Below are 24702 nucleotides of genomic sequence, written 5' to 3'. Positions count from 1 at the left end.
TTACTGTCTCTCTTCGACTTTAACACTGGCTTTCATGGCCACCAAGCCAAGATCAACAATACCGCGATACCCTTCGTCAACCTTGAAAAAGACGGACCGGTCCCAATGCGCGATGAAGGGAAACCGGACGCCGGGAACGGTCTGGAACGAAAACTCCTTGAGGAAATCGACACTCAAAACGTAATCGCCCTGGCGAAGGCAGAAATCCGGAATTCCGGCAAGATATCGATAACCTTTGCCCTTCTCGATCGCAGGGGCTTCCAGCGCATCGAAATAAACGCGGTTCCCTTTAGCGTCGTAGATGATCAGTGCAAGCCAGAAGCGATCTAACGAAGCGCCCGAGTCGAAATCGATCCTGAAGAAGACGGGCTCGCGCAAGCCGAAGACGAACTTCTCTTCCCCTGCCGCATCGGCGGGCACGATATCGATGATGCGCCCGTCCGGCGTTTCCCATCGATCGTCCGCCGTATCCTGCGAATCTGCTTCCGTATCCGCATCGGCGGGCTGAGAAATCCCCGCGCTGAAGTCCACGGTCTGCCAGCCGGCATCGGTATTCGCTTCGATCCGGCCGAGCTCCGTCTCCGTTTCCTGCCGCTTGAGAACGACCTGGACTGAAGAAGCTGATCCCGGCCGGTACAGCACCTCCAATCGCGGTTCGGTGACGGCTTCTGGGATGCGCAGGGCGATCGACGGAGCGGGGGCAGCGGTCGCAGGCGCCAGCTTCCGACAGGCAAGCCCGTCGACCGTGGTCGCCTCCCCCCAAGCTGCAACCTGGAAGCCATTCATCGATTCTTGCTGCTCGGCCTGCCCCAAATCGAGGACCGCGAGCTCCCCCTCGCCTTCGCGCAGAACAATGCGGGCGATCGCCGGGGCCTCACCGTCCGAGCCGTCCCGGCGGAAGGCGATCTCGACATCCTCAGCCGGCCGGGTCTCCGCGCGTTTCCGGATACGCTTCTTGGCCTGCTGCGTCCGAACCGAAAGCCGCTCCTCCTCGTATTTCAGCACCGAGGCGTAATAGGCCTTGCTGACCTGGAGTGCGCTGCCTTCCATGATGCTGCGGCCATGATCGATCCAGATCGCGCGCTCGCACAAGCGCTCGACACTGGACATGTCATGACTGACGAACAGGACAGTAGCGCCGGTATCGATCGTCAGCCGGCGCATGCGCTCGGCGCTCTTGGAAGCGAAATAGGCGTCGCCGGCCCCTAGAACCTCGTCGATGATGAGGATGTCGGGCTCGATCGCCGTCGAAGCCGAAAAGGCGAGGCGCGCATACATGCCGGCAGAGAAGGTCTTGACCGGCTGGTCCTGGAAGTCTTCGAGCTCGGCGAAATCGATGACATCGTCGACCATCCCACGTGCCTTGCGGCCCGTGATCCCGTTCATGGCCAAGGTGGCGATGACGTTCTCGCGCGCCGTGAAGTCGGGGTGGAATCCCGTGCCGAGCTCCATAAGCGCCTGGATGCGGCCATTGACGCGGACATCCCCGGACGACGGCAGCAGACGGCCACAAATGATGCTCAGCAAGGTGCTCTTGCCGGCACCGTTGCGCCCGATCAGAGCGACGCGCTCGCCACGGTTGACCGTGAGATTGATGTCGCCGAGCGCCTGGAACTCGTCATATCCGCTTTTCGGAATCGGCAGGCCGAAAAGCTCCATGATCCGGTAGCGCGGATGCTGGTAGCGCCGGAAGACCCGCGAGACGTTCGTAACTTCGATCGCAGTTTCAGACATATTCGCCAAACACGGGCTTGAGCCGATTGAAAAAGAAGAAGCCCAGCAGATAGAAGCCGAAGGCGAGCACGGTCAGCATCAAAAGGCTTCCGACCGGAACCTCACCGAAAAACAGCACACCGCGATAGACGTCGATCATGTAGTAGAGCGGATTGACGGCCATCAGCGGCTTCATTCCAGGCGGGATCATCTCGCGCGTGTAGCCGATCGGCGACACCAGCATCAGGAACATGATCACGACGCCGATGATGTGCACGAGATCGCGAAAGAACACTGTCAGGGCAGAGATCAGCCAGCCGACTCCGATCGAGAAGATCAATTGCAGCAGGAAGATCGGAATGATCAGGAATTGCGTCCAGAAGAAGCGCCCGCTGATCCAGAGCGACAGGATCAAGCCAATCAGGCCGACGCTCATGGTGACCGACGCGCCCAGCACGGCTTTCACCGGGATGAGATCGATCGGAAACATGGTGTTGCGCAGCAGGCCCTTGTTCGAGATCACGGCCGAGGTCGAGGCGCTCAGCGCTTCTGAAAAGCCGATGAAGGGGATCAGTCCCGCGAAGATCATCAGGACATAATCGATCGAGGTGTACTGCTCCAGCCGAACCCGCAGGATCACGGTGAAGACCACCGCATAGATCGACAGGAACAGGAACGGATAAAGCACCATCCAGGCCAAGCCGAGCGTCGAACCGATATAGCGCCCACGCACATCGTTCAGCGTGGTGGCGTACAAGGTATGGCGATAGTCATATATCAGCTTGATCGGGCCGGTCATCTGCTCGCGACTTTTTCTGTCTTCGCCATCATTGCGAGCCGGTCGTAGATCGCGACCAGTTTACGGCCTTCCACGTCCCAATTCAGCTCGGCCGCTGCTTTGGGCAGGTTGCGTCGCGCCGCGGCGATGCCGGTCTTATCGGCTATGACCTGCTGCATCAACCGCGCAAAGCCGAGAGGCTCCTCGAGGTTGCCCAGCCAGCCGATCTCATGGCCGGCGATCACATCGCGCAGATAGGGCAGATCGCTGGCGAGCATCGGGATCTGGGCCGAGATGAACTCGAACAGCTTGTTCGGGCTGCAGTAGCGATGCATCTCGTCGACGGCACGATAGGGGATGATCCCGACGTCGCAGAGCTGCGTCAGAGCCGGCAGATCGTCGCTTTCGACGCGGCCGTAGAAAATGACGCGGTCACGGACGCCGTGCGTCTCCGCGAGCTGTTCCAGCGTGGCGAGATAGTCGCCATAGCCGACCACGAGCAGGGCGACACTCGACGGCTGCGCCGCCATCGCCTCGATCATCGGCTCGAGGTTTCGCTCCGGCGAGAGCCAGCCCTGGTAGACGAAGATGAATGCGTCCGGCGGCAGGCCCTTCTCCACGCGCCGTCGCCTGCGCTCCTCGCTGTCGAGATCGTTCGACGTGGTCTCGGGAACTTCGCAGGCGTTGAGGATGACCTCGGGCTCCGGCGTATCGTGGGCCTCGGCGAGCATACGTGCGATATAGGGGTTGACGGTGATCACCTGCGCGCAATCCCGGACGAGCTTTCGCTCCATCGCCAGGTAACGCTTCTGGTCCTCCGGCGAGAAGCAAGATTGCACCGGGTAGAACTCGTGCGAATCGTAGATCACCGGCACGCCGCGTGCCTTGGCTGCCATGACCCCTGTGCGTAGCATCGGGAAATCATGGACGTGCACCACGTCGAAACTGTGTTGCAGGACCTTCTCCAGCACAAAGGCCTCGAACGCGTTCGCGCCATCCAGGGCCCGGTTCGCAAGCCGCACGAACGGCCAAGCGATCTGGCCTGCTACCGGGCCAAGTTGAGTGCGCAAGCGCTCGCGGCGCCTGTCCTGCCAGTCGTACCGGTAGCGCTTGACCCGCAATCCGCGGTCCTCATAGGCGTCTGGCTCGCGGCACTCGAAGCCGCTCAGCAAGTCGACATCGTGGCCGGCTGCAAGCAGCGTGCGAGCTTCCTGCAAGATGCGCCGATCGATCATCTGCGCATCGGGTGACAGCATCAGGACTTTCATGGCCGCTCCGCGATCACGCACAAGCGCATTGTCTCGACCGTCCATTTCGATGCTTGCATAGGTAATGCCGGGGCGCCGTCAGCAAAGCCGGGCACCCTCCTGGCGCGATGCGGCCGGCGCGGTCACTAACAAACTTCCCGCCGCTTGTCACGGCATGTCAGCCCCGCTTCGACGGAACAGGCCCGCAGACGGCGAGGAACCTGTCCTTCTCGCGCTCCCAGCAAAGTTCGCGGGCGCTCGCCAGGGCAGCCTGCCGATACCCCTCGATCTCGGCGGCTCCCATAGCGTTGACGGCTGCGGCGACCGCATCGGCTCTCTCTCCTTCGACGAGCTCGCCGACGCCCCTGCCGGCCACGATGCGCCGCATCTCTGGAAGATCGGTCACGACGACTGCGAGCCCCGCCATCAGGTACTCGAACAGCTTGTTCGGAAGCGCGTAGCTGTTCTGATGGCTGAAACCGGGCAGAACATGGATGCCGATATCCGCCTCGGATGCGGAGGCGACGAGTCCATCGGCGGGCGCAGGCGGAGCGAACACGATGCGGTCCATCACGCCGTTCTGCTGTGCCCTCGCCTTGAGCTCTTCCAGATAATCCGGCGCGCTCGGCCCCTGGATCCTCAGCCGGAACTGGGGCCGCCACAAGCGCACGCTGTCGATCAAGGTTTCCAGACCGCGGCCCGGCACGATCACGCCATGGTAGTGGACGAGCGGCTCGGCAGCCGCCTTGCGCCCCGGCACCGACCGGTAGAATGGCAGATTGCGCACGACCGCCGGTTGCGTGATGCCGTAGTCGGCCGCGAGCCGCACTGCGATCCCTTCGGACACTGTCGTGACCGCGGCGCCTGCCTCGATGCCGCTCCGTTCAATCGCCCGGATGTAGGCTGGATAGAGCAACCGCCAGCGGGCCTCTTCGTCGCGCTCTCCCGCCGCGTATTCGTGCGTGTCGTAGACCAGGCGCGCCTGCGTTCGAGCGGCCAGCGCGGTCCCCGCCGGCAAGGCGGTATAGTCGTTCGCGACGATGAGTTCCGCGGCCGGCAGGCCGGCCACGGCCTCCATCAAGGCGCGATGGCGCGGCTGCCCGTGCCAGATCGGCAACGCCATCCCCGGCCACAGGCGTGCCGCCAGCAAGCCGAGCACTCGCAACCCGCGCCGCAAGGGCCTGGCGTCATGCTCCAGCTCCGGCACTTGCACATGGCGCCAGCTCGGATCGCCCTTCGGAGCTGCGCCATAGCCGACCGAGGTCACCGACCAGCCGGCATCGCTCAGTGCCCTGAGCTGACGACAGACCCGAGGATCGTTGGCGATGTGGGAGAGCGAGATCACGACGGCCGAACGTCGATCCTCCGGATCGGCGGCTGGGCTCCCGACGGCGCTGACCTGGCCTCTCGACACGAGATACCTCAAGAGCATTTTCGAGCGAGGTGAGCACCCGCTCGCATGAAGAAAATGCGATAAAACGAAGGAACAGAGCAGCTTCGGATCAGGCGGATACCGGCTCGCCTGCCGAAGCTGCGATGAAACGGGGAACCTGTGAATTCCGCCCGAAGACGGAAGGCGCCGTGGCGCTCGGACTCAGACGACATCCCTAGAGCAAGGGGCCGAAAAGCGAAACTCACTTCTCCGATGAACCGGGCGCCGTGACGAAAGGATGAATCGTCACTTCGCCCAGCCGGATCGTGGCGACCTAGCCCGCCTGCTGATAGGCACGCACCTCCGGGACGAAATGCGCATGGTTCATCATACAGCGCATGACGGTCGCCCTATTGGCCTGCGTCCACGCAACAGTGCGGCGGATGCCCTCCTCATGCGGGACCTGCGCCACGAAGCCGATCTTCTCGCGGGCTTTCTCCGTGGCGGCGAAGCGCTGGCCGGAGCGGTCCCAGTCACGTGCCGGAGTCAGCGCGATCGGCGTCGCGTTGCCGGTCGCGGCATTGATCCGTTCGGCGAGCTCACGGATCGAAACTTCGGCGCCGGAACCGAGATTGTATATCTCTCCCGGCTCCCCCTTGAGGCCGCAGGCCATCAGGCCCCGCGCCATGTCCTCGACGAAAATGAAGTCGCGGGTCGCGATGCCACCATTCTCCACCGGCAGCGCCTCGCCATGCAGCGACTTCCAGATGAAAGTCGGCGTGACGTTGCGCCAGACGGTCGCCGGCGTGCCGCGCCAGCGTCCCGCGCCCAGGATCTCGCCCGGGCCGTAGACGTTCTGGAAGCGGGCCTTGACGAAAGGCAATCCGTGCCGGGTGAAATAGTAATTGCCGTACATCTCGCCGATCAGCTTCGAGATCGAGTACGGGCTGTCGTGGAAGAGCGAGACCTGCGCGTCCTCGTCGGTCGCCGTGGCGCCGTCGAAGGTCTTGGCGGCGACTGCACAGCCGGCCGCCGAATACACCACCTTCTTGAGCGTCTTGATGTCCTTCAGCCGCTCGAAGAGCTTCAGCGTCGTCAGGGTGTTGTTCTCGTGATCCATCAGCGGGTCATGGATCGACGACTGGTTCCCGTGGAAGCAGGCGAGATGGTAGGCGTAGTCGAGGTCGCCATCGAGCTCGGCCAGGATGCGGTCGCTGGTGATCGGGCCGGAGACGAGCTTCACGACCGGGTCGTTCGGCACGTTGACCGGATCGGCCGAGAGGAAGTTGTCGACGATCGTCAGCTTGCGCGGCTTCTCGCTCAGGATCTGCTTGACCAGATTGGAGCCGACGAAGCCGGCGCCGCCGACGACCAGCACGTTCTTGCCAGAAAAGCTCTCTGTCATCGAATGGGTCCGTTCGGAAAGTGGGCGGCAATGGGCCCCGGTGACGGCGTCAAGCCTTCGCCGGAGGCGCCTTCAGGTGGCTGTAGATCGCAGTGACGCCGTGCGTGTCATACCAGCCGAGCATGCGCCGGATGGTCTGCTCGAAGGAGTAGCGCGGCTGCCAGCCGAAGGTCTCGATCGTCTTCGACGGGTCGAGCACGACGGCGGGCACGTCGTCGGCACCGGGCTCCACCTCCGGGACCGGTTCCGCCAGCGTGATCCCGAGGTGATCGACGACGATGTCGAAGATTTCCTTGATCGTATGTCCGGTGCCGGTGGAGACGTTGAAGACGCCGGTCGGCGCGCCCTCCGCCATCACGACGTCCATCACCGAGAAGAAATCATCCATATCGATGAAGTCGCGCACCGTCTTCGAGCAGAAGCAGCCCTTGCCCGCCTTCAACCGGGTATAGAAGGTCGGAATCGGGCCGATCGCCAGCCGCGGCCCGGTGACGTTGGCGAGCCGGAGCGAGACGAAGGGCAACCCCGACATGGCGAGATAGTTCTCGCCAGCCTGCTTCGAGATGCCATAGCTGGTGAACGGACGCGCCGGCGCATCGGCAGGAATCGGCAGCCGCTCCGGCCGGCCGTAGCCGAGCGCGGTGTGGAAGTTGACGAAGCGCTTTACGCCTGCCGCCTTTGCCGCCTCGACGACATGGATCGTGCCTTCGACATTGGTGCGCGTATCCTCGATCCAGTCGTCCGGATCCTTGTAGGCCGCGGCCGAATGGATCACATGGCTCGGCTTGAACTCCGCGAACAGCCGGTCGACCAGCGCGCGGTCCTCGACCCTGCCCTCGACCAGGCGCATGCCCGGATGCACCTCCGGCAGCGAACCGCGATGCCCGGTGGCGAAATTGTCGAGTACCAGCACCTCGTGGCCGGCGTCGAGATAACGCTCGGTCAGGTTGGAGCCGAGGCAGCCCGCCCCGCCGGTGATCAGGATACGCATGGAACCCCTCAGCCCTTGGCCGCCGTCTTGATGTCGGCGCGAGCCTCCTTGAGATGGGTGTAGCCGCCGACGACCCCCTCCCTTTCCCAACGCTCGACCGAGAGCCGCGCGATCTCGTCGAGCGGAGTGAACTCGACATCGCCGAAATCGGCGAAGGTGCGCGAGGGATCGAGCAGGATCGAGGCCGCATCATCCGGGCCGAGCGGCTTGACCTCGGGCTCGGGATAGTCGTTGAGCTTCATCGCCTTGACGACGGCGTCGTACAATTCCTTGATCGCCACGTCCTTGCCGGACGAGAAGTGATAGGTGCCGTCGCCCTTGCCGTCGGCGGCCTGGACCACGACCTTGGCGAGGTCGCCGGCATAGCAGAAATCGCGCCGCGCCGGTGTGACGAAGCACTTCTTCCCTTCGGCGAGGCGACCATAGAAGATCGGCAACGGCCCGGAGACATTGCGCGGGCCGATGACGTTGGCGAGCCGGAAGGTCACCCAGTCGACGCCCGAGAACTGGACATAGTGCTCGCCCGCGGTCTTCGAGATCGCATAGCTCGAATTGACCGGGCTGATCGGGTGATCGAGCGTGATCGGCTGCTGCAGCGGCTTGGTGCCGTAGCACAGCGCCGTCTGGAAGTAGATCAGCCGGCCGACCTTGTGGAGCTTGCAGCCCTTGGCGATGTTGGCACCACCGACCGCGTTGACCAGAGCATCGGTCTCCCAGTCCTCCGGATCCTTGTAGGATGCGGCGGTGTGCACGACGACGTCCGGCTTGAAGTCGGAGAACAGCTGGTCGACCAGCTTCCAATCGGTGATCGAGCCCTCGACCTGGGTCAGGCGCTCCTGGTCGAGCAGATTGTCCCGTCGGCCGGTCGAGAAATTCTCGAGCGACATCACGGTATCGCCACGTGCGAGGAACATGTCCGCCGCAGTCGAGCCGACCTGGCCGGAGCCGCCGGTAATGAAGACCTTCATGCCGCTGATCCTGTAAGCGCTGGTTTACTGGGCCGCGACGCGCGCCGGCTCGACCTCGTCGAGCATCCGCCTGTAGTCGGCGGCGCGGTCGTGGAAAATCTGGTGCCAGAGCTCGAGGCTGAGAAGCCCCCAGGTCTTGCGCGAGAAACGCTCGCCCTTGTCGAAATTGGCGAGGATGACGTCGGAGTTGAAGAACTCCCGATGCCGGGTCTTCTGGGTCGCGAAGATGTCCGAGACCATGCCCTTGAGCTCGCCGGAGAACCACTCCTTGAGCGGTACCGGGAAGCCCATCTTGTCGCGACGCTGCGCCAGTTCCTGAGGCAGGTCGGCGGCGAAGGTCGACTTGATGAAATGCTTCATCTGGCCGCCCTTGAACTTGATGTCGGCCGGTATCGTCGCGGCGAACTCGACCACGGAATGGTCGAGCAGCGGCACGCGTGACTCCAGGCCGTGCGCCATCGACATCCTGTCCTCGACCTGCAGCAGCGCCGGCAGCAGGCACTTGAAGTCGAAATGCGTCATCGAGTCGAAATAGGCTTCCTTGCGCACATTGCGCTCGGAATTGAAGATCGCCTGGAAGCGCGCGAAGACGCCGGCGAGATCAAGCGCCGACCAGTCGACTTCGTCGCCCATGTCGGCCGAACGGTCGATCAGCCGGAAATAGCGCTCGTCGAGCGGCCCGAACAGACCCTTGGAGAAGAGCTGCCGGATCAGCGGCTTGTATTCCTGCAGAACGGTCAGATGCGGAATGATCGATTCCGGCGTGACGACGAAGTTGCCATTGCGCTGCGTCCCGTCGATCGAGGCCTTTAGGGCCTGCTCGAGATAGGCGATCAGGTAGCGCGCATAGCCGCCGAAGATCTCGTCACCGCCCTGCCCCCCGAGAACGACCTTGACATGGCGTGCCGCCAGTTCCGAGACCATGTATTGCGGGAACGAGCCGGGGCCACCGACCGGCGTGTCGAGATGGAAGAGCACCTTCTCGATGTTATCGCGAAAATCGTTCGCGGTGATCTCGATCTGATGCAACTCGATGCCGCCGTCGCGGCAAGCTGCCTCTGCGTAATTGCTCTCGTCGTAGCCCGGGAAATCCGTGAACTTGCCGTGGAAGCCGATCCGGCCGGAGGCCTCCTCGCGCCCCGCCAGGATACCGATCAGGCTGGAATCGATGCCGCCCGAGATATAGGCGCCGACCGGCACGTCCGAGCGCAGATGCATCTTCACCGAGTCGGAGAGCCTGGAGCGCATCTCCTCGCCGAACCAGCGCGGCGAGTGATCGAAATCGACGTCGTAGTGCACATCCCAGTAGCGGAAGATGCGCAGCTCGCCGTTCTCGACCGTCAGCGCATGCCCCGGCAACAGGGTGTGGATATGCCGGAACAGCGTCTTCTCGCCGATCGTGTACTGGAAGGTCATGTATTCGGCGAGCGCGTCCGGGTCGGTCGCGACCTCGGGAAGAAGCGGCAAGAGCGCCTTCATCTCCGATGCGAAATACAGCGTTCCGTCGACCACGGCATAGTAGAACGGCTTGATGCCGAAGCGATCGCGCGCCGCGAACAGGCGCTTGCCGTCATGAATCGCGAACGCGAACATGCCGCGCAGATGCGTCAGGCAATCCGTGCCCCAGCGGGCATAGGCGGCGAGGATCGTTTCGCTGTCGGAGCTGGAGCGGAACGTCCAGCCCTCGCGCAGCTCCTCCATGAGCTCACGGTAATTGTAGATTTCGCCGTTGAACGTCAGCACCGTCCCGTTCGGCGCCGTCATCGGCTGATGTCCCGACGGAGACAGATCGATGATCGCCAGCCGCCTGTGGGCCAAGCCGCAACTGTCGTCAGCCGCGCGCCAGAAGCCGTGCCCATCGGGGCCGCGATGCGCGATCAGGTGGCTCATCGCCGCTAGAGCGCGATCCAGACGCACAATCGGGGAGCGGGACAGCGATGCTGCTCCAGCGATTCCGCACATGTGAAACGAACTCCTTCGAGAATAGTCCCGATGCCGGCCAGAGCGACGGCTGGCGGAAGGGGCGCTTTAACAGGCAACGACGGCCTTGTCAGCCCCACGCGCCTGCAAGATCGGGCCACTCAGAGTCATGCCGTTGCGGCGCAGCACGGCTCACTGCCAGTCGGGATCGAGGAGCAGCCCTTCTTCTTCGGCGAGCTTCCGAGCCCTCTCCCGCGCAGCCTGCCAGGCCGGCTCCTGGCTGTGCTCGTAGTCGTATCGATGCGGCAGGAATTCAAGCGCCTCGGCGAGGGCGAAGTCCTCGATCAGCTTGTGACGCCCGATCGCCCTCTCGATGCGCCTGGCCGTGGAGGGCGACAGCACCCGCGAAAAGAAACCCAAGCGCGGCAGGAGAATGTCAGCTTCGACGCGACGGACGAAAGCCTGGTAGGTGTAGTCGCCCGACGCGACGACACGCTGATAGGCACTCTCGGCAGCAGCCGCCAGCGCCGGATCCCGGCGCGCCACGCGATCCAGAACGTCGGGCAGATTGCTGAAATCCCGGTTGATCGCGATATAGTCTTGGCCGGCTCTCAGAATGCCTTGATACTCGCCCTTGACGAGGAGCTGGCAGGTGCGGGTCGCGCAGGCTTCGAGATGGCGAGGGCCGATCGCAAACAACGCCAGCGTTCCCTCGTGCTCGGCGAAGCAGGCCTCCCGGACCGTTTCGAAATCCGCCTCCGGATGCTCGGCAACGTAGGCGCGCGTTCGCGCCGCGATCGCGCCGTCACGGTCGAGAACGCTCGCGCCTCCCTCCACCCCGAGCGCACATCTGGAGCGCAGCAAGAACCTGTACCAGTCGTCCCCGGTCAACACGTCGCTTTCGCTGGTCGAGACATCGAAGCGCAATTGCGGGTAGTCCGGGCTGGCCGCCATCGTCTCCTGCGCCACCTGGACCTTCAGGCGGCCGTGCTCTCCGAGCCAGGCCTCGGCATGCCAGGCGCGGTAGCTGACATCGATGTCGCGCTCGCCGATCTCGCGCGCCGACCGTTCGATGCGATCGAGCGTCTCATCCTCGAGATAGCCCGTCAGCTTCTGGCCCAGCCGCACATCGGGAAGCGCCTCGCGGTAGATCTGCTCCGCCGTCTCGCGGGAACCGGCGCTGAGGAGATCGGTGACGCCGATCGCGGCGAGGAACTCGCACAGCACGTCAGTGTGGATGAACTCGTCCTGCGGCATGGCGATCTTCGGCCCTTTGAACTGCCGCAAGGCCAGCAACGGCTTCGTCCGGGCCCGGAAGAGCTCGGGGGACCAGCGCAGGTTCAACGCCAGCGTGTCGAGGATCACGCCCGACAGCGGCAGGCCGGCATAGTCGGCCCAATCGAAACCGAAAGCGTAATTGTGGTAGATGACCGGAAATTGCGAATGCCGACGCCAGCATTGCAAATGATCGGCGATAGCGGTTCGCAGAGGCAGCTGCGCCGTGCCGCGCAGATGATACAGCACGAGCAGCGGCGGCCGTTGCAAATAAGGCATCACACATCCGGTTTGCTTGATGGCCCGCTCAAAGCACCGGGCCACAGAATGAGCCCGCTTTACGTAAGAATCGGATGCCTTGACAAGCAAATCGATCGCGAGCTCCCGGCCGGGTGGCTCGGGGGGCGGTCTGCTTCGGCGCCTTAATCGCCCGCCCTCTCGCCACTCGGGCGGCGATCCGGACCCGGCTCCCGGGCCCTGCGCAGGACCCAGGGCGTCAGAGCCACCCCCAGCAGGAGAGGCAGCACGGTCCGCAAGGTACGATGGCTTAGGACGATGCCGGCCGCGACCTCGGGCGGCGCTCCGGCCTGCTGCAGCAGCAGCGCGAAGGTGACGTCCCTGACCCCCAGCCCGAGCGGCAGCAGTGAGACCGCCCCGGCGAGGTAGGAGATTACCACGGCATGGCCGATGGCCGCCGGCGCGATGTCGGCTCCCAAGGCCCGCCCGAGATACCAGATCGACGCGACGTCGACGACGTAGGTCAGGGCGAGCCAGAGCGTCGCGAGCGCGAGTGCGCCCGGCCGCAATCCGAGCATGGCGCTGCGCAGCTCCAGCACAAACCGCCGGATCGGTCCGGAGGCCTGGAACAGGCGCCCGATCCCCCAGAGCCGGTCGAGCACGGGGGGCCCGAGCGCAACCGCCCCGACCCCGACCGCAAGCATCGCGGCGGCAGCAAGCGAAAGCGGCAGCGCGCGGTCGCCGGCGAGCGGCCCGGGAATCACCATGATCGCGCCCATCAGAAATAGCCAGAGGAGGCTCTCGATGGTCGTCTGCGCCGCGCCGACGCTCACGGGGATGTTCGCCAGCATCTTGTAGAAGGCAAGCCGCGCGGGCACGCCGAGCTTGGGATCTCCCGCCAGGCTGACGGTACCGGCGGCCAGCATCGCCGTCATCACGTCGGCGACCCGTGCCGGATAGCGCATGCCATGGAGCAAGGCGGCTGCCCCGGCCGCGTGCAGGACGATCATCAGGATCGTCGACGCACACAATGCCAGCAGCGTCCCGGGGCCGAGCGCCGCGAGGACCCGCCAGTCGACATGGCGTGAGAGATAGAAGAGCGCCGCGCCTCCAACCAGCAGCCCTGCGCCCCAGAGCAGGCGCTTGCGCGTCAGAAGGTTGCTCACGCCGGGCTCCGCAAGCGGCGCGGCAGCTCATGGCGGCATCGAAGTTCGAAAACAGGCAGCGCAGTCGCGAGCGGCATTTCTACGACTCTCTCAAGGCCTTGCGCCGGACGAAGAGCCATAGATAGGAACTCGGATCCGTACCGTTGATGATGTAATCAGGGTCGCTCAGATAGTCCTTGAACGGATAGCCCGTCGGCATCGAAGCCATGATGAAATTCGAATAGACCGCAATTGCACAGATGTTGTTGCGTTGCAGATAGCGGTCGATCTCCTCGGCTGTCTTCAACAGGAAGAGCTCGCGATTGACCGCCGAGAAGATCATGAGCCGCGGCCTCGCCCAATGGTAGGACAGCTGATCGACCTCGCTGAGGTAGCGGCAATCCTCGCCGTAGCCGGACAATTTCTGCTCGAAGGCCACGATCGGATCCCGCAAGCCCGGCGTATAGATCGGAAAGAAGGTGCGCCCGATATTGGCCTTGGCCTGCAGCGATAGCGCAACGACGAGGACGGCGGCCGCCGCCCCAGCTGCCAGCCGGATCGGCAGGGCCGGGACCTGCCTTTCGCCGGGCGCGCCCGGCGCCGCGATGTCGCGGCCGCTCAGCCTCGCATAGGCCGTCGTAGCGACCAACGCGCAGATGGCCGACAGCAGGACATAGGTCTGGAGCGTATAGCGCGAATTCATCGCCAGCCATTGCGAGACCGCATGGCCGCCGAAATCGAGCCAGCCCGAAAAAAGAACCGACTGCATGATCAGGATCAGACTCAGGCAGATCAGGATCATAGCCACCGGGGAGCTCGGCCTGCGACGGATGAAGCGCACCAGCGCCAGGACAACGCAGATGATCGCGACCGAAAAGCCGCAATAGGCCAGGATCTGTTGAACAGGTCCGAGATCGCGGGTGAACAGCGTCAGGATCGGATTGTGGAGCAGATCCTCGGAGATGACGCGCTTGTCGTTGTAGAGCTTCAGAAGCGGCGCGTAGGGCGTACCCGCCAGGACCTCGTCGCTGGTGACATTACCCGCACTCAGCGAGCCCGTCCGGACCAGGTTCACGATCAGATGGCCGAAACCGACCACCGCGCCAAGGCCGGTCGCGATGCCGAGGCACAGCCCGAGCCGGAAACGTTGCCCAAAGCGATAGCGGCCTTGCGTGCGCGACAGCAGGAGTGCGGCGCAACCGCCGAGCGCCGTGAGCGGCACCAGGAAGATCGCGAGCGAATGGCCGCCGGCAGTGAAGAATGCCGCCGCCGCGAAACTGGCCGCGACCGGCAGAATGCGCCTCGCGCTGTGGATCGGCGACGCACAGCAGCCGACGAACAGGGCGATCAGACACAGGAGCGGGATCAGTCGAAACGCATCGCGGCTATGGGACGAAACCATGTAGCCGAGGCCGGGAATGCTGAAGAGCAGAATGATCGTCAGAAGGGTAGGCGAGACGCCGCGCACGCGCTGGAACAGCAGGGCCAGGCTTAGCAACAGCAGTGGCACCGTCGCGATGATCGCACCGGGCGCGGCCAGATTGGCCCCATTTGGGCGGGCCCCAGTCGCCGCGATCGCCGAAGCGAGATAGGCCGTCCAGAACGGGCCATGCAGATCGCCGCGCAGGGAGCCGTCCGCCAGCCCCGCTCCGCCAATGATTCGCCAGCCATCCCGATGACTGGCGAAGTGGAAAGCCTGTGCCAGGTATTGCGTCGCATCGCCGCCCGATGGCGTTCTGACGAAGTTGTGGGCGAAGACGTGCCCCGCGAAATAGAGCACGGAGCCGACCCCCGCCATGGCGAAGAGCCCGAGCAAGGTGATCTGCAGAGAGCCAGGCCGGATGCCGACGAGCCGCCCTGGAGACGCCAGGGACGCGCTCGGCCGCAAGAAATGGAAACTCGCCAGTGCGGCGGGAACGATCACCAGCAGGGGCACGAAGGCGAAGAGCCGCAGTGGGCTTCGCGGGACAAGATGCGCGAACACGATCGTCGTCAGCGCAACGATGGAAGGCGCCAGGCAGACGCCCGCGACAAACCGCGCGGAGCGCGAAAGCGGTATCGCTTTCGGGAGGCAGGTCGCGATCAGTCCCACTGAGAGGCCAACCAGCACGAGCTGCAGATGCCAGGCGACTGTTAGTGCAGGAGACATCGGCCGAGCCTGAGTTGGATCGCCCGAGCGGTCTCGAGCCTGCCAGACAAGTCGAGAGCACGCGGCAGCAGCATGTCGTCAGGCGGCGTCCGGCGCGGACATGGCGAGATAGCGCACCATGGCCTTGTACATTGGGGCCTGCGTCCAGCGGATGAAGACGGCATTGTTGCTGTCGCCGTTCTCGAAGGCCTTGTAGCGAAACTTGCCGTCCCCGGCATAGAAGCGGTCCATGGCGAAGGCCATATGCCGCTGGGCGAGATCGTGATCGCCATACACCAGGGCCGTCATGATCGCCTGAGCGACGTCGTGGGCGTCGACCGGCCAGGTCTGGTCGGGGCTCCAGCGCGGCTTCTCGCCGTCGATCAAATGCTCTTTCGAATAGGCCCAGCCACGCTCGATCGCCTCGGCTACACCGGCATCCTGGCGCTCGGCGTTGATCGCGATCAGTGCTTCGAGGATATAGCCGGTATGCCGACCGTCGATAATGGTATCGACGGCGTGCTCGCGATAAGCCGGCGAATAATACCAGGATCCGTCCGGATTCTGATGATGCACCAGGAGCTGCGCTGTGCGCGCTGCAAGTGCAGCCAAATCATCCCTCTGAAGCTCGACGGCGGCTCTGGCCATCATCGCACCGGCCGCGATGCTCGCGTTCAGAATGAGTCTGGTGTCCTTCGGGCCATAGAAAATGCAATCGCCTTCCGGAAGTTCCGCGACCCCGCACTCGTCCACCATGAAGCGCACACCGGACTCGACCAGAGCAAGCACCTCATCACGGTCGAGCAAGTGAAGAGCATCGAGAAGCCCTTGCAGAACGATCGTGGTGGTGATCGTCGCCGGCCAGTGGGGAGGGTGCTTGGCCGTCCCGCCCCAGTAGAAAGGCAGTCCCCACCCAGCATTTTGCGCCAAGGGCGAGCGGCTCTGGCGGATCAGGCCGAACAGGCGCTCCGCACGACGGCGCGTTTGCTCGCTGACGGGAAGGAGCCCCTCGCCCGAGAGGGCGTCTCCAAGGGCCTGCGGGATCACCGTTGCAGGTGCGGCCTGGAACAGACGCTTCGGAATCAGGGCGTGATACGGCTTCAGCACTCGCCGCGCGAAGCCCATCAGAGGGCCGATCAGCGGCCTGTCGCCAACCCGCGAGATCAGGTGGTCGAGCTGATATGGATCGTTGCCCGCATAGCCTTGTCGCTCCAGCCAGTTGCCCAGGCAGACGACCGCCTCGCCGACCCTTTTCAGCAGCTCGGCATCTGGTGCTGGGCCGCCCACGCGTTGTTGTTTCATCTGTGTACTCGATTGGAATTCGGGCACAGCTATAAGGGTCCGCGCGAGCCGTGTCAGTTTGGAAATCAGCGCTTGGTCAGGATCGCCTGCAGGTGACGAGGCTTGACCTTGCGCAGAAGCCAGCCCGTGAGCTCGATGTGGCGCAGGAGCAGGTCCGAGCGGACCACCGGCGGCGGCTTTGCCAGCGCCTCCTGGCTGGAGACCACCATGGCCCGCTGCGCCGCCTGCTCCAGCGTGACCAGTTCGCCGCCATAGCGCCCGACGCAATCCGACATCAGGGCATCCAGCACCTCGCAGGCCCGCTCGTCCGGCTTGAAGCCGCGCTCGATATCGATCAGCGAGTAGGAGTGCAGGAACAGGATAATGGTCCGCTCGCCCTGCGCCAGAAGCGTCTCGATCTGGCGGCGCAGCTCTCCAGGACTGCACCAGTCGGGGTCGAGCTTCTTGATCATCGAGAACAGCCGCGGCGCGCGCGAGAAGCTACCCAATGCAAGCTCGCAGCGCGTTACCGAAACCGGGATTTCCAGCACCTGCCCGTGCCGTACCGCGGCATTGACCGTCAGCGGCGGCTCGTTCAGCCCGCAATAAGGATACCCCCAGAACACGCTCGAATCGATCGTGATGCCGTTGGCTTCGAGCGCGGCCAGTGTGTCGTAGTTGGCACCGTAACCGCCCGCCCGGTGGCTGACCGGGCGCCGCCCCGTCCAGGCCTCGATCAGCTCCGCGCCCTGGCGGACAAACTCCGTCTGAGCCTCGCGGTCGAGCACCTTCATCGTCTGGGCCATGCCGTAGCCGCGCCGGCCTTCCGGAAAGGCCGGATGCGTGTGGAGCCCGACCTCATGGCCACGCTCGGCGATCTCCCGGGTGATGCCGGAGACGAGCTCCTCGCTCACCGTGCGCCGGTTCTGGACATCGACGAAGAAGGTGCCGCGACCGCCATGGCGCTCGACGATATCCATGATGCGCGGCGTTGCATGATCGCGGCCGCCCATGCGGCCGCGATAGGTATCCATCGGCGGGCGCGGCTCGAAGAAGTCCTCGACATCGACCGTGACGACGAATTGCGGACGCGCCTCGCCGAGGCTCATTTCAGCGCCCGCGCGATCACGAGATGGAAACGCGCATGCCGCCCGGCCCGGGGATGGCGGGACAGGCGCCGGTCGAGCCCCTCCGTCGCTCGCACCAACCCGTTCATCACCGGGAACAGCGGCGGCCAGATATTCAGCGGGAACTCAGGAATGAAATCCGGGATCACCCGCATTCCCGTGAGCTCCATCACGTCGAACCGTCCACGCAGCAGGCTGGCCAGCTCGTCGCGCGAGAACAGCACGCGGTGATAGCCGGAGGCACCGCCCACCAGGCGCTTGGCGAGCTGAGCGAGGTAGTACGGCGAGTAGTACAGATAGCGCGCGAACCGCGCCGTCTCCTCGCCGTTTATGATTGTCGCGCAGAAGATGCCGCCTGGGCGCAGGACGCGCCGGATCTCGTCGAGCGCGCCGTCGAGGCTGGGAAAATTGTTCGGCGCAGTGCAGGAGACGATCAGGTCGAAGCTATTGTCCGGGAACGGCAACGCCATGGCATCGCCGACGCCATAGGTCGCCGGCAGATCGCCGTTCTGGGCCTCTGCATGCACAATCATCTCTGGGCTGAAATCCGCACCATGTACCGCAAAGGCACCGCCCTGCTGACGTTTGGTCGCCGCGATCCAGCGGGTCAAGCGGCCTTCACCGCAGCCAAGATCGAGAATATCGCGCGCCTCGGCGACCAGAGGCATCATTGCCTCGCGCTCCAGACGATCTGTATAGATCTGGATCGGACGCGCGCGAATCTCCGAATAACCTTTCGCCTGCTCGTCGTAGAAGCGCAGGGTCTCATCGTTCATGGCTTCGGATCCGCATCTGCATGGCTGATAGGCAATTTCGACTTTCACTAGAGGAAGTTGCGTAAAATGGAAGGGAATTTTCACGCCGAGCAAGTCAAGAAGCGACCGCCATCACGAGCATCACATCCGAAAGGCAGTTGCCGATCGCAGCGGAATGTCGGATAGGAGCGCGTCGCTCCGCATGGTCGCCCGGCTCGGGTATTCCTCCCGATTCCCGCGCAGTTGAGGGGTTGGCGCGGACTATCCGCCGATTCGACGATATTTGAGACCGCGCCACGGGAAGCGAGATGTACAAGTCCAAGACTGTCGCCGTTGTCGTGCCTTGCTACAACGAAGAAAGGCTGATCAGCCGCGTCATCGAGACCATGCCCGATTTCGTCGACCACATCGTCTGTGTCGACGACCAGAGCCGCGACCGCACGGTCGAGATCGTGGAAGGTCATGCGGCGGCACAGCCGGGACGCGTCGTCCTGATCCGCCTGCCGCAGAACGAAGGCGTTGGTGGCGCCATCGCGGCGGGCTATCGCTGGGCGCGCGACAACGGCATCGACGCGACGGCGGTGATGGCGGGCGACGCGCAGATGGATCCGGACGACCTGCCCGCGCTGCTCGACCCGGTCGTAGCCGGCGAGGTCGACTACGCCAAGGGCAACCGCCTCTTCACCGGCGAGGCCTGGAAGATCATTCCGCGTGTCCGCTACATCGGCAACAGCCTGCTCTCGCTGCTGACCAAGATCGCCTCCGGATACTGGCATGTCGCCGACTCCCAGACCGGCTACACCGTCGCGACCCACAAGGTCCTGAAGACGCTCGACCTGGACGGCATCTACAAGCGCTACGGCATGCCCAACGACGTGCTGGTCAAGCTGAACATCTACGATTTCCGCGTGCGCGACATCCCGATCAAGCCGATCTACGGCATTGGCGAGAAGTCCGGCATCAAGCCGATCCGCCTTGTGCCGAAGCTCTCGCTCCTGCTGCTGCGCCTGTTCGGCTACCGGATGCTGCACAAATACGTCATCCGTGACTTCCACCCGCTGCTGATGTTCTACCTGACCGGCTTCATGCTCCTCTTCTTCGGCGCACTGACCGGCCTATATGTCATCATCCACCGCCTGTTCGTCGGTTCGGTCAGCGACAACACGCCGCTCTTCACGGCCTTTCTCATCCTGATGGGCTGGCAATCGGTCATGTTCGCCATGTGGCTCGACATGGAAATGAACAAGCACTTGAAATAAGTCGAGCCAGCGGAAGAAGGCGATGTGTGGCATTTTCGGAGTGATCGCGCGTCCGGGCGCGCTCGAGCGCCGGATCGTTGAACAGGCGGTTTCGCGCCTGTTCCTGCTATCCGAGACGCGCGGCAAGGAGTCGGCCGGTCTTGCGATCGCCGGCCCGGCGGCGATCACCTTCCAGAAGAGCGCCCAACGCCCGCGGGACTTCATCGCGTCGCCCGGCTTCGCTCCGTTCCTGCGCCAGGCAGTCGACGCGGTCTATCGCACCGGCGAACCCTTTGCGATGTTCGGGCATTCACGCCTCGTCACCAACGGCGCCCAGAACCTGCACGCCAACAATCAGCCGGTGCTCGCGGGCGGCATCCTCGGCGTCCACAACGGCATCATCGTCAACGACGGCGCGCTCTGGCGCACGATGAACGATGCGCAGCGCACGGCCGAGGTCGACACCGAGGTCATGCTGCAGCTCCTTCGCCGGCACCTCGGTCGCGGCGAGCCGCTTCCTGCCGCCCTGCGCTCGACCTTCCATCAACTCCTCGGCACGGTCTCGACGGCGCTGGTCTTCGAGGATCTCGACTGCATCGCCCTCGCCACGAACAACGGCTCGCTCTATGTCGCGCGCAATGCCGCCGACGGCACGACGGTGTTTGCCTCGGAGCGCTATATCCTCGAGGAGTTCCTCGGCACCGCCGGATTGAACTGGCCGGCGAGCCCGGACGCCATCCGCCAGATCGAGGCCGACAATGCCCTGCTGATCGAGCTCGGCGCGCTCACGGACCATGCGATCGGACTGGCCGAAGAGGCTTCCGAAGCGCCGGAGATCGCCGCGCGTCATCGCGATATCCGCGACGAGACCCCGACCGAAGCGCGTGATCACGCCGGCTTCAACTCTGCACCACAAGTCAGGCAGGCCGACTTCTCGCGCTTCGAGATCGACCGGGAACCGATCCGGGCGCTGAGGCGCTGCACAAGCTGCGTCCTGCCCGAGACGGTGCCTTTCATCGCCTTCGACGAGAAAGGCGTGTGCAATTTCTGCAACAGCCACAAGCCGAAGACCTATCTCGGCCGCGCGGCGCTCGCAGCCGAGGCCGAGAAGCTCAAGATGCGCCGCGGCGGCGCCGCCGCCGATTGCCTGATCACGCTGAGCGGCGGCCGCGATAGCAGCTACGGCATCCACTATGCCGTCAAGGAACTCGGCCTGAAGCCGATCGCCTACACCTATGACTGGGGCATGATCACCGACCTCGCCCGCCGCAACCAGGCGCGCATGTGCGGGGCTCTCAAGGTCGAGCACATCCTCGTCTCGGCCGATATCGCCGACAAGCGGGACAATATCCGCCGCAACGTTTCCGCCTGGCTGAAGCGCCCTGCGCTCGGCATCATCCCGCTCTTCATGGCCGGCGACAAGCAGTACTTCTACCACGCCAACGACCTGGCGAAGAAGCTGCACCTCGACGCCACAGTGCTCGCCTCGAACCCCCTCGAGAAAACCCACTTCAAGGCCGGCTTCTGCGGTGTGCCGCCGACCCTGGGCCATCGCCCCTCGCGCCTCGCGCAGTTGCAGATGGCCGCCTATTACGGCAAGGAATTCCTGTTCAACCCCAGCTACTTCAACAAGTCGCTGGTCGACACCACCGGCGCTTTCCTGAGCTACTATTCGATCAAGCACGACTACTTACGCCTGTTCGACTACATCCCCTGGGTCGAAAGCGAGGTCAACGACACCCTGCTCGACCAATACGATTGGGAGACGGCGAGCGACACGCGCTCGACCTGGCGCATAGGTGACGGTACCGCAGCCTTCTACAACTACATCTACTATCGGGTCGCCGGCTTCAGCGAGAACGACACCTTCCGCTCGAACCAGATCCGCGAGGGCATGATCGACCGCGACACGGCGCTGCGCCTGGTTGAAACGGAGAACGCGCCGCGCTTCGAATCGATCGCCTGGTACTGCAGCGTGATCGGGCTGGATCCGAGCGAGGTCCTGCAGAGGATCGCTGAGATTCCGACGCTCTACCCCGGCAAGGCCTGAGCCTCGCCCGATGCATGTCCTGTTCGACATCGGCCACCCGGCCCATGTGCACCTCTTCCGCCATGTCGCCAAGCGGATGCAGGCGCGCGGCGACAAGGTCACCGTCACCATCCGCGATCGCGGCATCATCGGCCGCCTGCTCGATCATTACGGCCTGCCCTATACGATCGCGTCGACGCCGCGGACCGGCCTCGCCGGTAGCGCCCTTGAGCTTGCCATCCACAATTGGCAGGTGCTGAAGGCGGCGCTCCCGGATCGTCCCGATTTTCTGGTCGGAACCTCCGTCTCGGTCGCCCATGTCGGCCGGCTGATCGGCAGGCCGTCGATCGTCCTCAACGAGGATGACGCCGACTATGTCCCCCTCTTCACCAAGATCACCTACCCGTTTGCGACCCGGGTGGTGATCCCGGAGATCCTGCGGGACGAGAAGACGGCAAAGGTCCGCACGCACAACAGCTATCACGAGCTTGCCTATCTCCACCCGGACCATTTCACGCCCGACCCCGACGCGCTCTCGCTGCTCGGCGTGGCGCCGGGCGAACCTTTCTTCATCCTCAGGCTGGTCTCGCTCACAGCGCATCACGACGCCGGCGAGGAAGGGTTGTCCGAGCAGCAGGTCGGACGCCTGATCGCCTTGCTGGAGCCGCATGGCCGCGTCTTCGTCAATGCGGAAGGCAACATGCCGGAGCGGCTGAAGCCCTACGCCTTCCGGGCGCCGCCCGAACACATGCACAGCATCATGGCGCATGCGACGATGCTGATCAGCGACAGTCAGACCATGACGATGGAGGCCGCGCTGCTGGGCCGCCCCGCCATCCGCTGCAACAGCTTCGTCGGCCGCTGCTCGGTCATCACCGAGCTGGAAGAGCGTTACCAGCTGGCTTGGGGCTTTCGCCCGGCGCAGTTCGAGGAACTGCTCGTGCTCGTCCGAACCTTGCTGGAGGATCCGGAGACGGAGAGCATCATGGCCCGGCGCCGCGCCCATGCGCTCGCCGAGAAGGTCAACCTCGCCGACTGGCTGATGGACCAGTTCGACAGGGGATTTCCCTAGAAGATTTTCCACGTCCTCCCGAACGCGGATCACGATGATCTATCCACGCGTGCTTAAGTGGACTTCTTCGCACGGCGAAACCCGTGCGTCGCTCCAGCGCCGTATGTGCCTGCGAGCCCGGCTCCCGCCTCCGGCGGCTATCTCGTACGCTCGAGCCCTGTGCGCACATAGATGCGCCACGGCGCTGCATCCCGGAGCTGAAAAGCCGGACTGTTCAGCAGCTTGGCGAAAGGCGTACCAGGCCCCGCAGTATCCACATAGAGGCCGTTATAGAGAACGACGGCGCAGATGTGCCGGTCATCGAGCTTACGCAGCAGCGTCTCCGTATCGGTCTCCTGCACCAGCTCGCGCAGATGCTTGCTGTAGAGCTGCAGGACCGGCCGGTCGGCATGGAAGCCGAGACCGGTATCCTCCGATACCGCGCGGCAGGTAGGCGGCAAGGCAGCGACCGTCGCGTTGAGCTTGCTTGAGACCACCGCATAGGCGCCCGTCGGATAATAGAGCCATCGCTTCGCCAGGATGGCCGCGCTGACGGCGCTCGTCAGGAGGAGCGTCGCGGGCAGCACGGTCACCGCCAATGCTCCGCGCCGCGTCTGCCGCAACCGGTTCGACAGCAGGCTGGCCGCTGCGGCAAGGCCCCACGCCACCAGCAGGGCAGCGAACACATACCATTGCATCGCATAGCGTGAGTTCAACACCGTCCAGTCCGACAGCCGATACGACGCAGTGTCGAACAGGCCCAGCAGCAATAGGCTCTGGCCGACGAACCAGACCGCGGTCAGGCCGCCCATCATCTCGCCGGATCGGTGGAGGCGGGGTGTTCGCGGCTGTCGGGCCAGCGCGCGCGCGCCCAGGCGCAAGGCCAGAACCGTGGCGAGCAGGATAGCCGCCAGGCTGGGCCATCCGCCGTCGCGCTCGATGCTGATCCTGAGCCGGCTGACCAGAATCGCGCCCTCTCCGATCCTGGCCTCTTCGCGCGCTGCATGCCCGAGGGCGTAGACGGTCCCGGCCATCACCTTGGCGGAATCGACATTGTCGCCCGAGAGCGAACCGGTCCGATAATAGGCGATGCCGACATGGAGTGCGCCCAGACAGAAACCGAACGCGACGGCGCTCGTCAAGACCATCGTACGCACCCGACCCGCTTCGCCACGCACCAGCATGAACAGGGTCCAGGACGCCACGATCACCGGCACCAGCACCAGCGACAATGCATGTCCCTGCATCGCCCAGGCGCCAAGTACGGCTCCAAGCAGCGCCGCGGCAAAACCGAACCGGCGGAGCCGCGAGGCGGCCTGCGCCGCTAGGAAGGCACAGAGCAACAGCAGGGCCGTGAGCCGAAAGGCGTCGCGATCCCCGCCGATCACGACTCCCGGAAACTGCGGCACAACGAGGATCAGCAGCACGACCAGCAGCGCCAGTCCGCGCATCCTGGCGGCGCTTGCGACCGCGACGCCGCCCGCGAGGCAGGCCAGCATGCTCAGCAGAAAGGCCAGGCGTGGTGCAGCCTGCGCCCCGGGGTCGGAGCCGGCGAACTCGGACCACACCAGCGCGGCCGCATTATAGGCGATCCAGAGCGGGCCATGCGCATCGCCACGCAAGGTCGCGTCGGCAAGTCCTTCGATGCCGGCGATCATGAAGAAGCTGCGGTGCGAGACCAGATGATCCGCCTGCGCCAGATATTGCAGGGCATCGGAATTGCCGATGGGCTGAGCCAGATAATAGCCCACCCGTGGCGCCAGCACGGCCATGACGATCGCGGCCGCGGCGATGCTCGCCCACAACACCGGGTCTCGCGGGTCGATCCGCCGGATCGTCCGCAGGAAGGAAGGGCCGCGCCGCCGCGAGGCGAGCAGCAGCCCGAGGCCCAGAACTCCCGGCGCGAGCGCATGCCACACCAGCGGCAGGCCCGGTGCGACCAGCGTCAGCCCAAGCAGGAGCGAGCCGGTGACGAAGGGTGACGCCGCGACGCCGAAGGCGAGGCGGCCATAGGCCGGCAGCGGCAGCAGCCGTGGCATCGA

17 protein-coding genes are annotated in these 24702 nt (G+C 64.4%); 3 read left to right on the top strand and 14 right to left on the bottom strand.

Annotated elements, in window-relative coordinates; translation table 11 throughout:
• From DK26_RS20705 to DK26_RS20640, 14 genes are all read right to left on the bottom strand, one after another.
• Complete coding sequence (locus tag DK26_RS20705) at positions 1–1734, bottom strand: ABC transporter ATP-binding protein (RefSeq protein WP_066476358.1); 1734 nt, start codon at positions 1732–1734, stop codon at positions 1–3.
• Positions 1727–2512 carry an ABC transporter permease gene (locus DK26_RS20700; RefSeq protein ID WP_066476356.1) on the bottom strand — a complete coding sequence of 262 codons (786 nt, stop codon included), beginning with the start codon at positions 2510–2512 and terminating at the stop codon, positions 1727–1729. The genes DK26_RS20705 and DK26_RS20700 overlap by 8 nt, the downstream gene beginning before the upstream one ends.
• Complete coding sequence (locus DK26_RS20695; protein WP_066476353.1) at positions 2509–3759, bottom strand: glycosyltransferase family 4 protein; 1251 nt, start codon at positions 3757–3759, stop codon at positions 2509–2511. The genes DK26_RS20700 and DK26_RS20695 overlap by 4 nt, the downstream gene beginning before the upstream one ends.
• Positions 3760–3916: 157 nt before the next feature.
• Entirely contained in the window at positions 3917–5005 is a 1089-nt protein-coding gene (locus DK26_RS20690; protein ID WP_184231723.1) for a glycosyltransferase, read from the bottom strand.
• A gap of 439 nt (positions 5006–5444) precedes the next feature.
• Positions 5445–6515, bottom strand: coding sequence for an NAD-dependent epimerase/dehydratase family protein (locus DK26_RS20685; protein WP_066476343.1), 1071 nt, complete (start codon positions 6513–6515; stop codon positions 5445–5447).
• Positions 6516–6564: 49 nt separating this feature from the next.
• A complete protein-coding gene (locus DK26_RS20680) occupies positions 6565–7506 on the bottom strand; it encodes an NAD-dependent epimerase/dehydratase family protein (protein WP_066476341.1) in 942 nt (313 codons plus the stop codon).
• 8 nt (positions 7507–7514) lie between these two features.
• A complete protein-coding gene (locus DK26_RS20675; protein ID WP_066476338.1) occupies positions 7515–8474 on the bottom strand; it encodes an NAD-dependent epimerase/dehydratase family protein in 960 nt (319 codons plus the stop codon).
• Between the two features lie 24 nt (positions 8475–8498).
• On the bottom strand, positions 8499–10436 hold the full coding sequence (gene asnB, locus DK26_RS20670; RefSeq protein WP_066476336.1) for an asparagine synthase (glutamine-hydrolyzing): 1938 nt from the start codon (positions 10434–10436) through the stop codon (positions 8499–8501).
• Between the two features lie 150 nt (positions 10437–10586).
• Entirely contained in the window at positions 10587–12038 is a 1452-nt protein-coding gene (locus tag DK26_RS20665; RefSeq protein ID WP_157089756.1) for a hypothetical protein, read from the bottom strand.
• Between the two features lie 53 nt (positions 12039–12091).
• A complete protein-coding gene (locus DK26_RS20660) occupies positions 12092–13072 on the bottom strand; it encodes a lysylphosphatidylglycerol synthase transmembrane domain-containing protein (protein WP_066476332.1) in 981 nt (326 codons plus the stop codon).
• Between the two features lie 79 nt (positions 13073–13151).
• A complete protein-coding gene (locus tag DK26_RS20655; RefSeq protein ID WP_066476330.1) occupies positions 13152–15200 on the bottom strand; it encodes a hypothetical protein in 2049 nt (682 codons plus the stop codon).
• Between the two features lie 78 nt (positions 15201–15278).
• Positions 15279–16481, bottom strand: coding sequence for a hypothetical protein (locus tag DK26_RS20650; protein ID WP_157089755.1), 1203 nt, complete (start codon positions 16479–16481; stop codon positions 15279–15281).
• Positions 16482–16546: 65 nt separating this feature from the next.
• Positions 16547–17569: a polysaccharide deacetylase family protein gene (locus DK26_RS20645; RefSeq protein WP_066476313.1), complete on the bottom strand. Its 1023-nt coding sequence runs from the start codon at positions 17567–17569 to the stop codon at positions 16547–16549.
• Positions 17566–18363: a class I SAM-dependent methyltransferase gene (locus tag DK26_RS20640; RefSeq protein ID WP_066476312.1), complete on the bottom strand. Its 798-nt coding sequence runs from the start codon at positions 18361–18363 to the stop codon at positions 17566–17568. Before DK26_RS20640 ends, DK26_RS20645 begins: the two co-directional genes overlap by 4 nt.
• 287 nt (positions 18364–18650) lie before the next feature.
• Between DK26_RS20640 and DK26_RS20635 the strand changes: the two genes are divergently transcribed.
• From DK26_RS20635 to DK26_RS20625, 3 genes are read left to right on the top strand one after another with little or no spacing between them, the layout of a single operon-like run.
• Positions 18651–19601, top strand: a complete 951-nt coding sequence (locus DK26_RS20635) for a glycosyltransferase family 2 protein (protein WP_066476310.1) — start codon at positions 18651–18653, stop codon at positions 19599–19601.
• A 22-nt stretch (positions 19602–19623) separates the two neighbouring features.
• Positions 19624–21630, top strand: a complete 2007-nt coding sequence (locus tag DK26_RS20630; protein ID WP_066476308.1) for a hypothetical protein — start codon at positions 19624–19626, stop codon at positions 21628–21630.
• Positions 21631–21640: 10 nt separating this feature from the next.
• Positions 21641–22681: a DUF354 domain-containing protein gene (locus tag DK26_RS20625; protein ID WP_066476295.1), complete on the top strand. Its 1041-nt coding sequence runs from the start codon at positions 21641–21643 to the stop codon at positions 22679–22681.
• Positions 22682–24702: the final 2021 nt, after the last annotated feature.

It is taken from the genome of Allobosea sp. WAO (genome assembly GCF_001509835.1).
Taxonomy (GTDB): Bacteria; Pseudomonadota; Alphaproteobacteria; order Rhizobiales; family Beijerinckiaceae; genus Allobosea.
Note: the sequence above shows the minus strand (reverse complement) of the source record. Positions and strands in the feature narration are given on the sequence as shown.

Excerpts from the sequence above, each read along its gene's own strand:
- DK26_RS20705 (WP_066476358.1), bottom strand. The coding sequence starts at position 1,734 with ATGTCTGAAACTGCGATCGAAGTTACGAACGTCTCGCGGGTCTTCCGG.
- DK26_RS20640 (WP_066476312.1), bottom strand. The coding sequence starts at position 18,363 with ATGAACGATGAGACCCTGCGCTTCTACGACGAGCAGGCGAAAGGTTAT.
- DK26_RS20685 (WP_066476343.1), bottom strand. The coding sequence starts at position 6,515 with ATGACAGAGAGCTTTTCTGGCAAGAACGTGCTGGTCGTCGGCGGCGCC.
- DK26_RS20630 (WP_066476308.1), top strand. The coding sequence starts at position 19,624 with ATGTGTGGCATTTTCGGAGTGATCGCGCGTCCGGGCGCGCTCGAGCGC.
- DK26_RS20675 (WP_066476338.1), bottom strand. The coding sequence starts at position 8,474 with ATGAAGGTCTTCATTACCGGCGGCTCCGGCCAGGTCGGCTCGACTGCG.
- DK26_RS20635 (WP_066476310.1), top strand. The coding sequence starts at position 18,651 with ATGTACAAGTCCAAGACTGTCGCCGTTGTCGTGCCTTGCTACAACGAA.
- DK26_RS20680 (WP_066476341.1), bottom strand. The coding sequence starts at position 7,506 with ATGCGTATCCTGATCACCGGCGGGGCGGGCTGCCTCGGCTCCAACCTG.
- DK26_RS20655 (WP_066476330.1), bottom strand. The coding sequence starts at position 15,200 with ATGTCTCCTGCACTAACAGTCGCCTGGCATCTGCAGCTCGTGCTGGTT.
- asnB (WP_066476336.1), bottom strand. The coding sequence starts at position 10,436 with ATGTGCGGAATCGCTGGAGCAGCATCGCTGTCCCGCTCCCCGATTGTG.
- DK26_RS20700 (WP_066476356.1), bottom strand. The coding sequence starts at position 2,512 with ATGACCGGCCCGATCAAGCTGATATATGACTATCGCCATACCTTGTAC.
- DK26_RS20695 (WP_066476353.1), bottom strand. The coding sequence starts at position 3,759 with ATGAAAGTCCTGATGCTGTCACCCGATGCGCAGATGATCGATCGGCGC.
- DK26_RS20650 (WP_157089755.1), bottom strand. The coding sequence starts at position 16,481 with ATGAAACAACAACGCGTGGGCGGCCCAGCACCAGATGCCGAGCTGCTG.
- DK26_RS20645 (WP_066476313.1), bottom strand. The coding sequence starts at position 17,569 with ATGAGCCTCGGCGAGGCGCGTCCGCAATTCGTCGTCACGGTCGATGTC.
- DK26_RS20625 (WP_066476295.1), top strand. The coding sequence starts at position 21,641 with ATGCATGTCCTGTTCGACATCGGCCACCCGGCCCATGTGCACCTCTTC.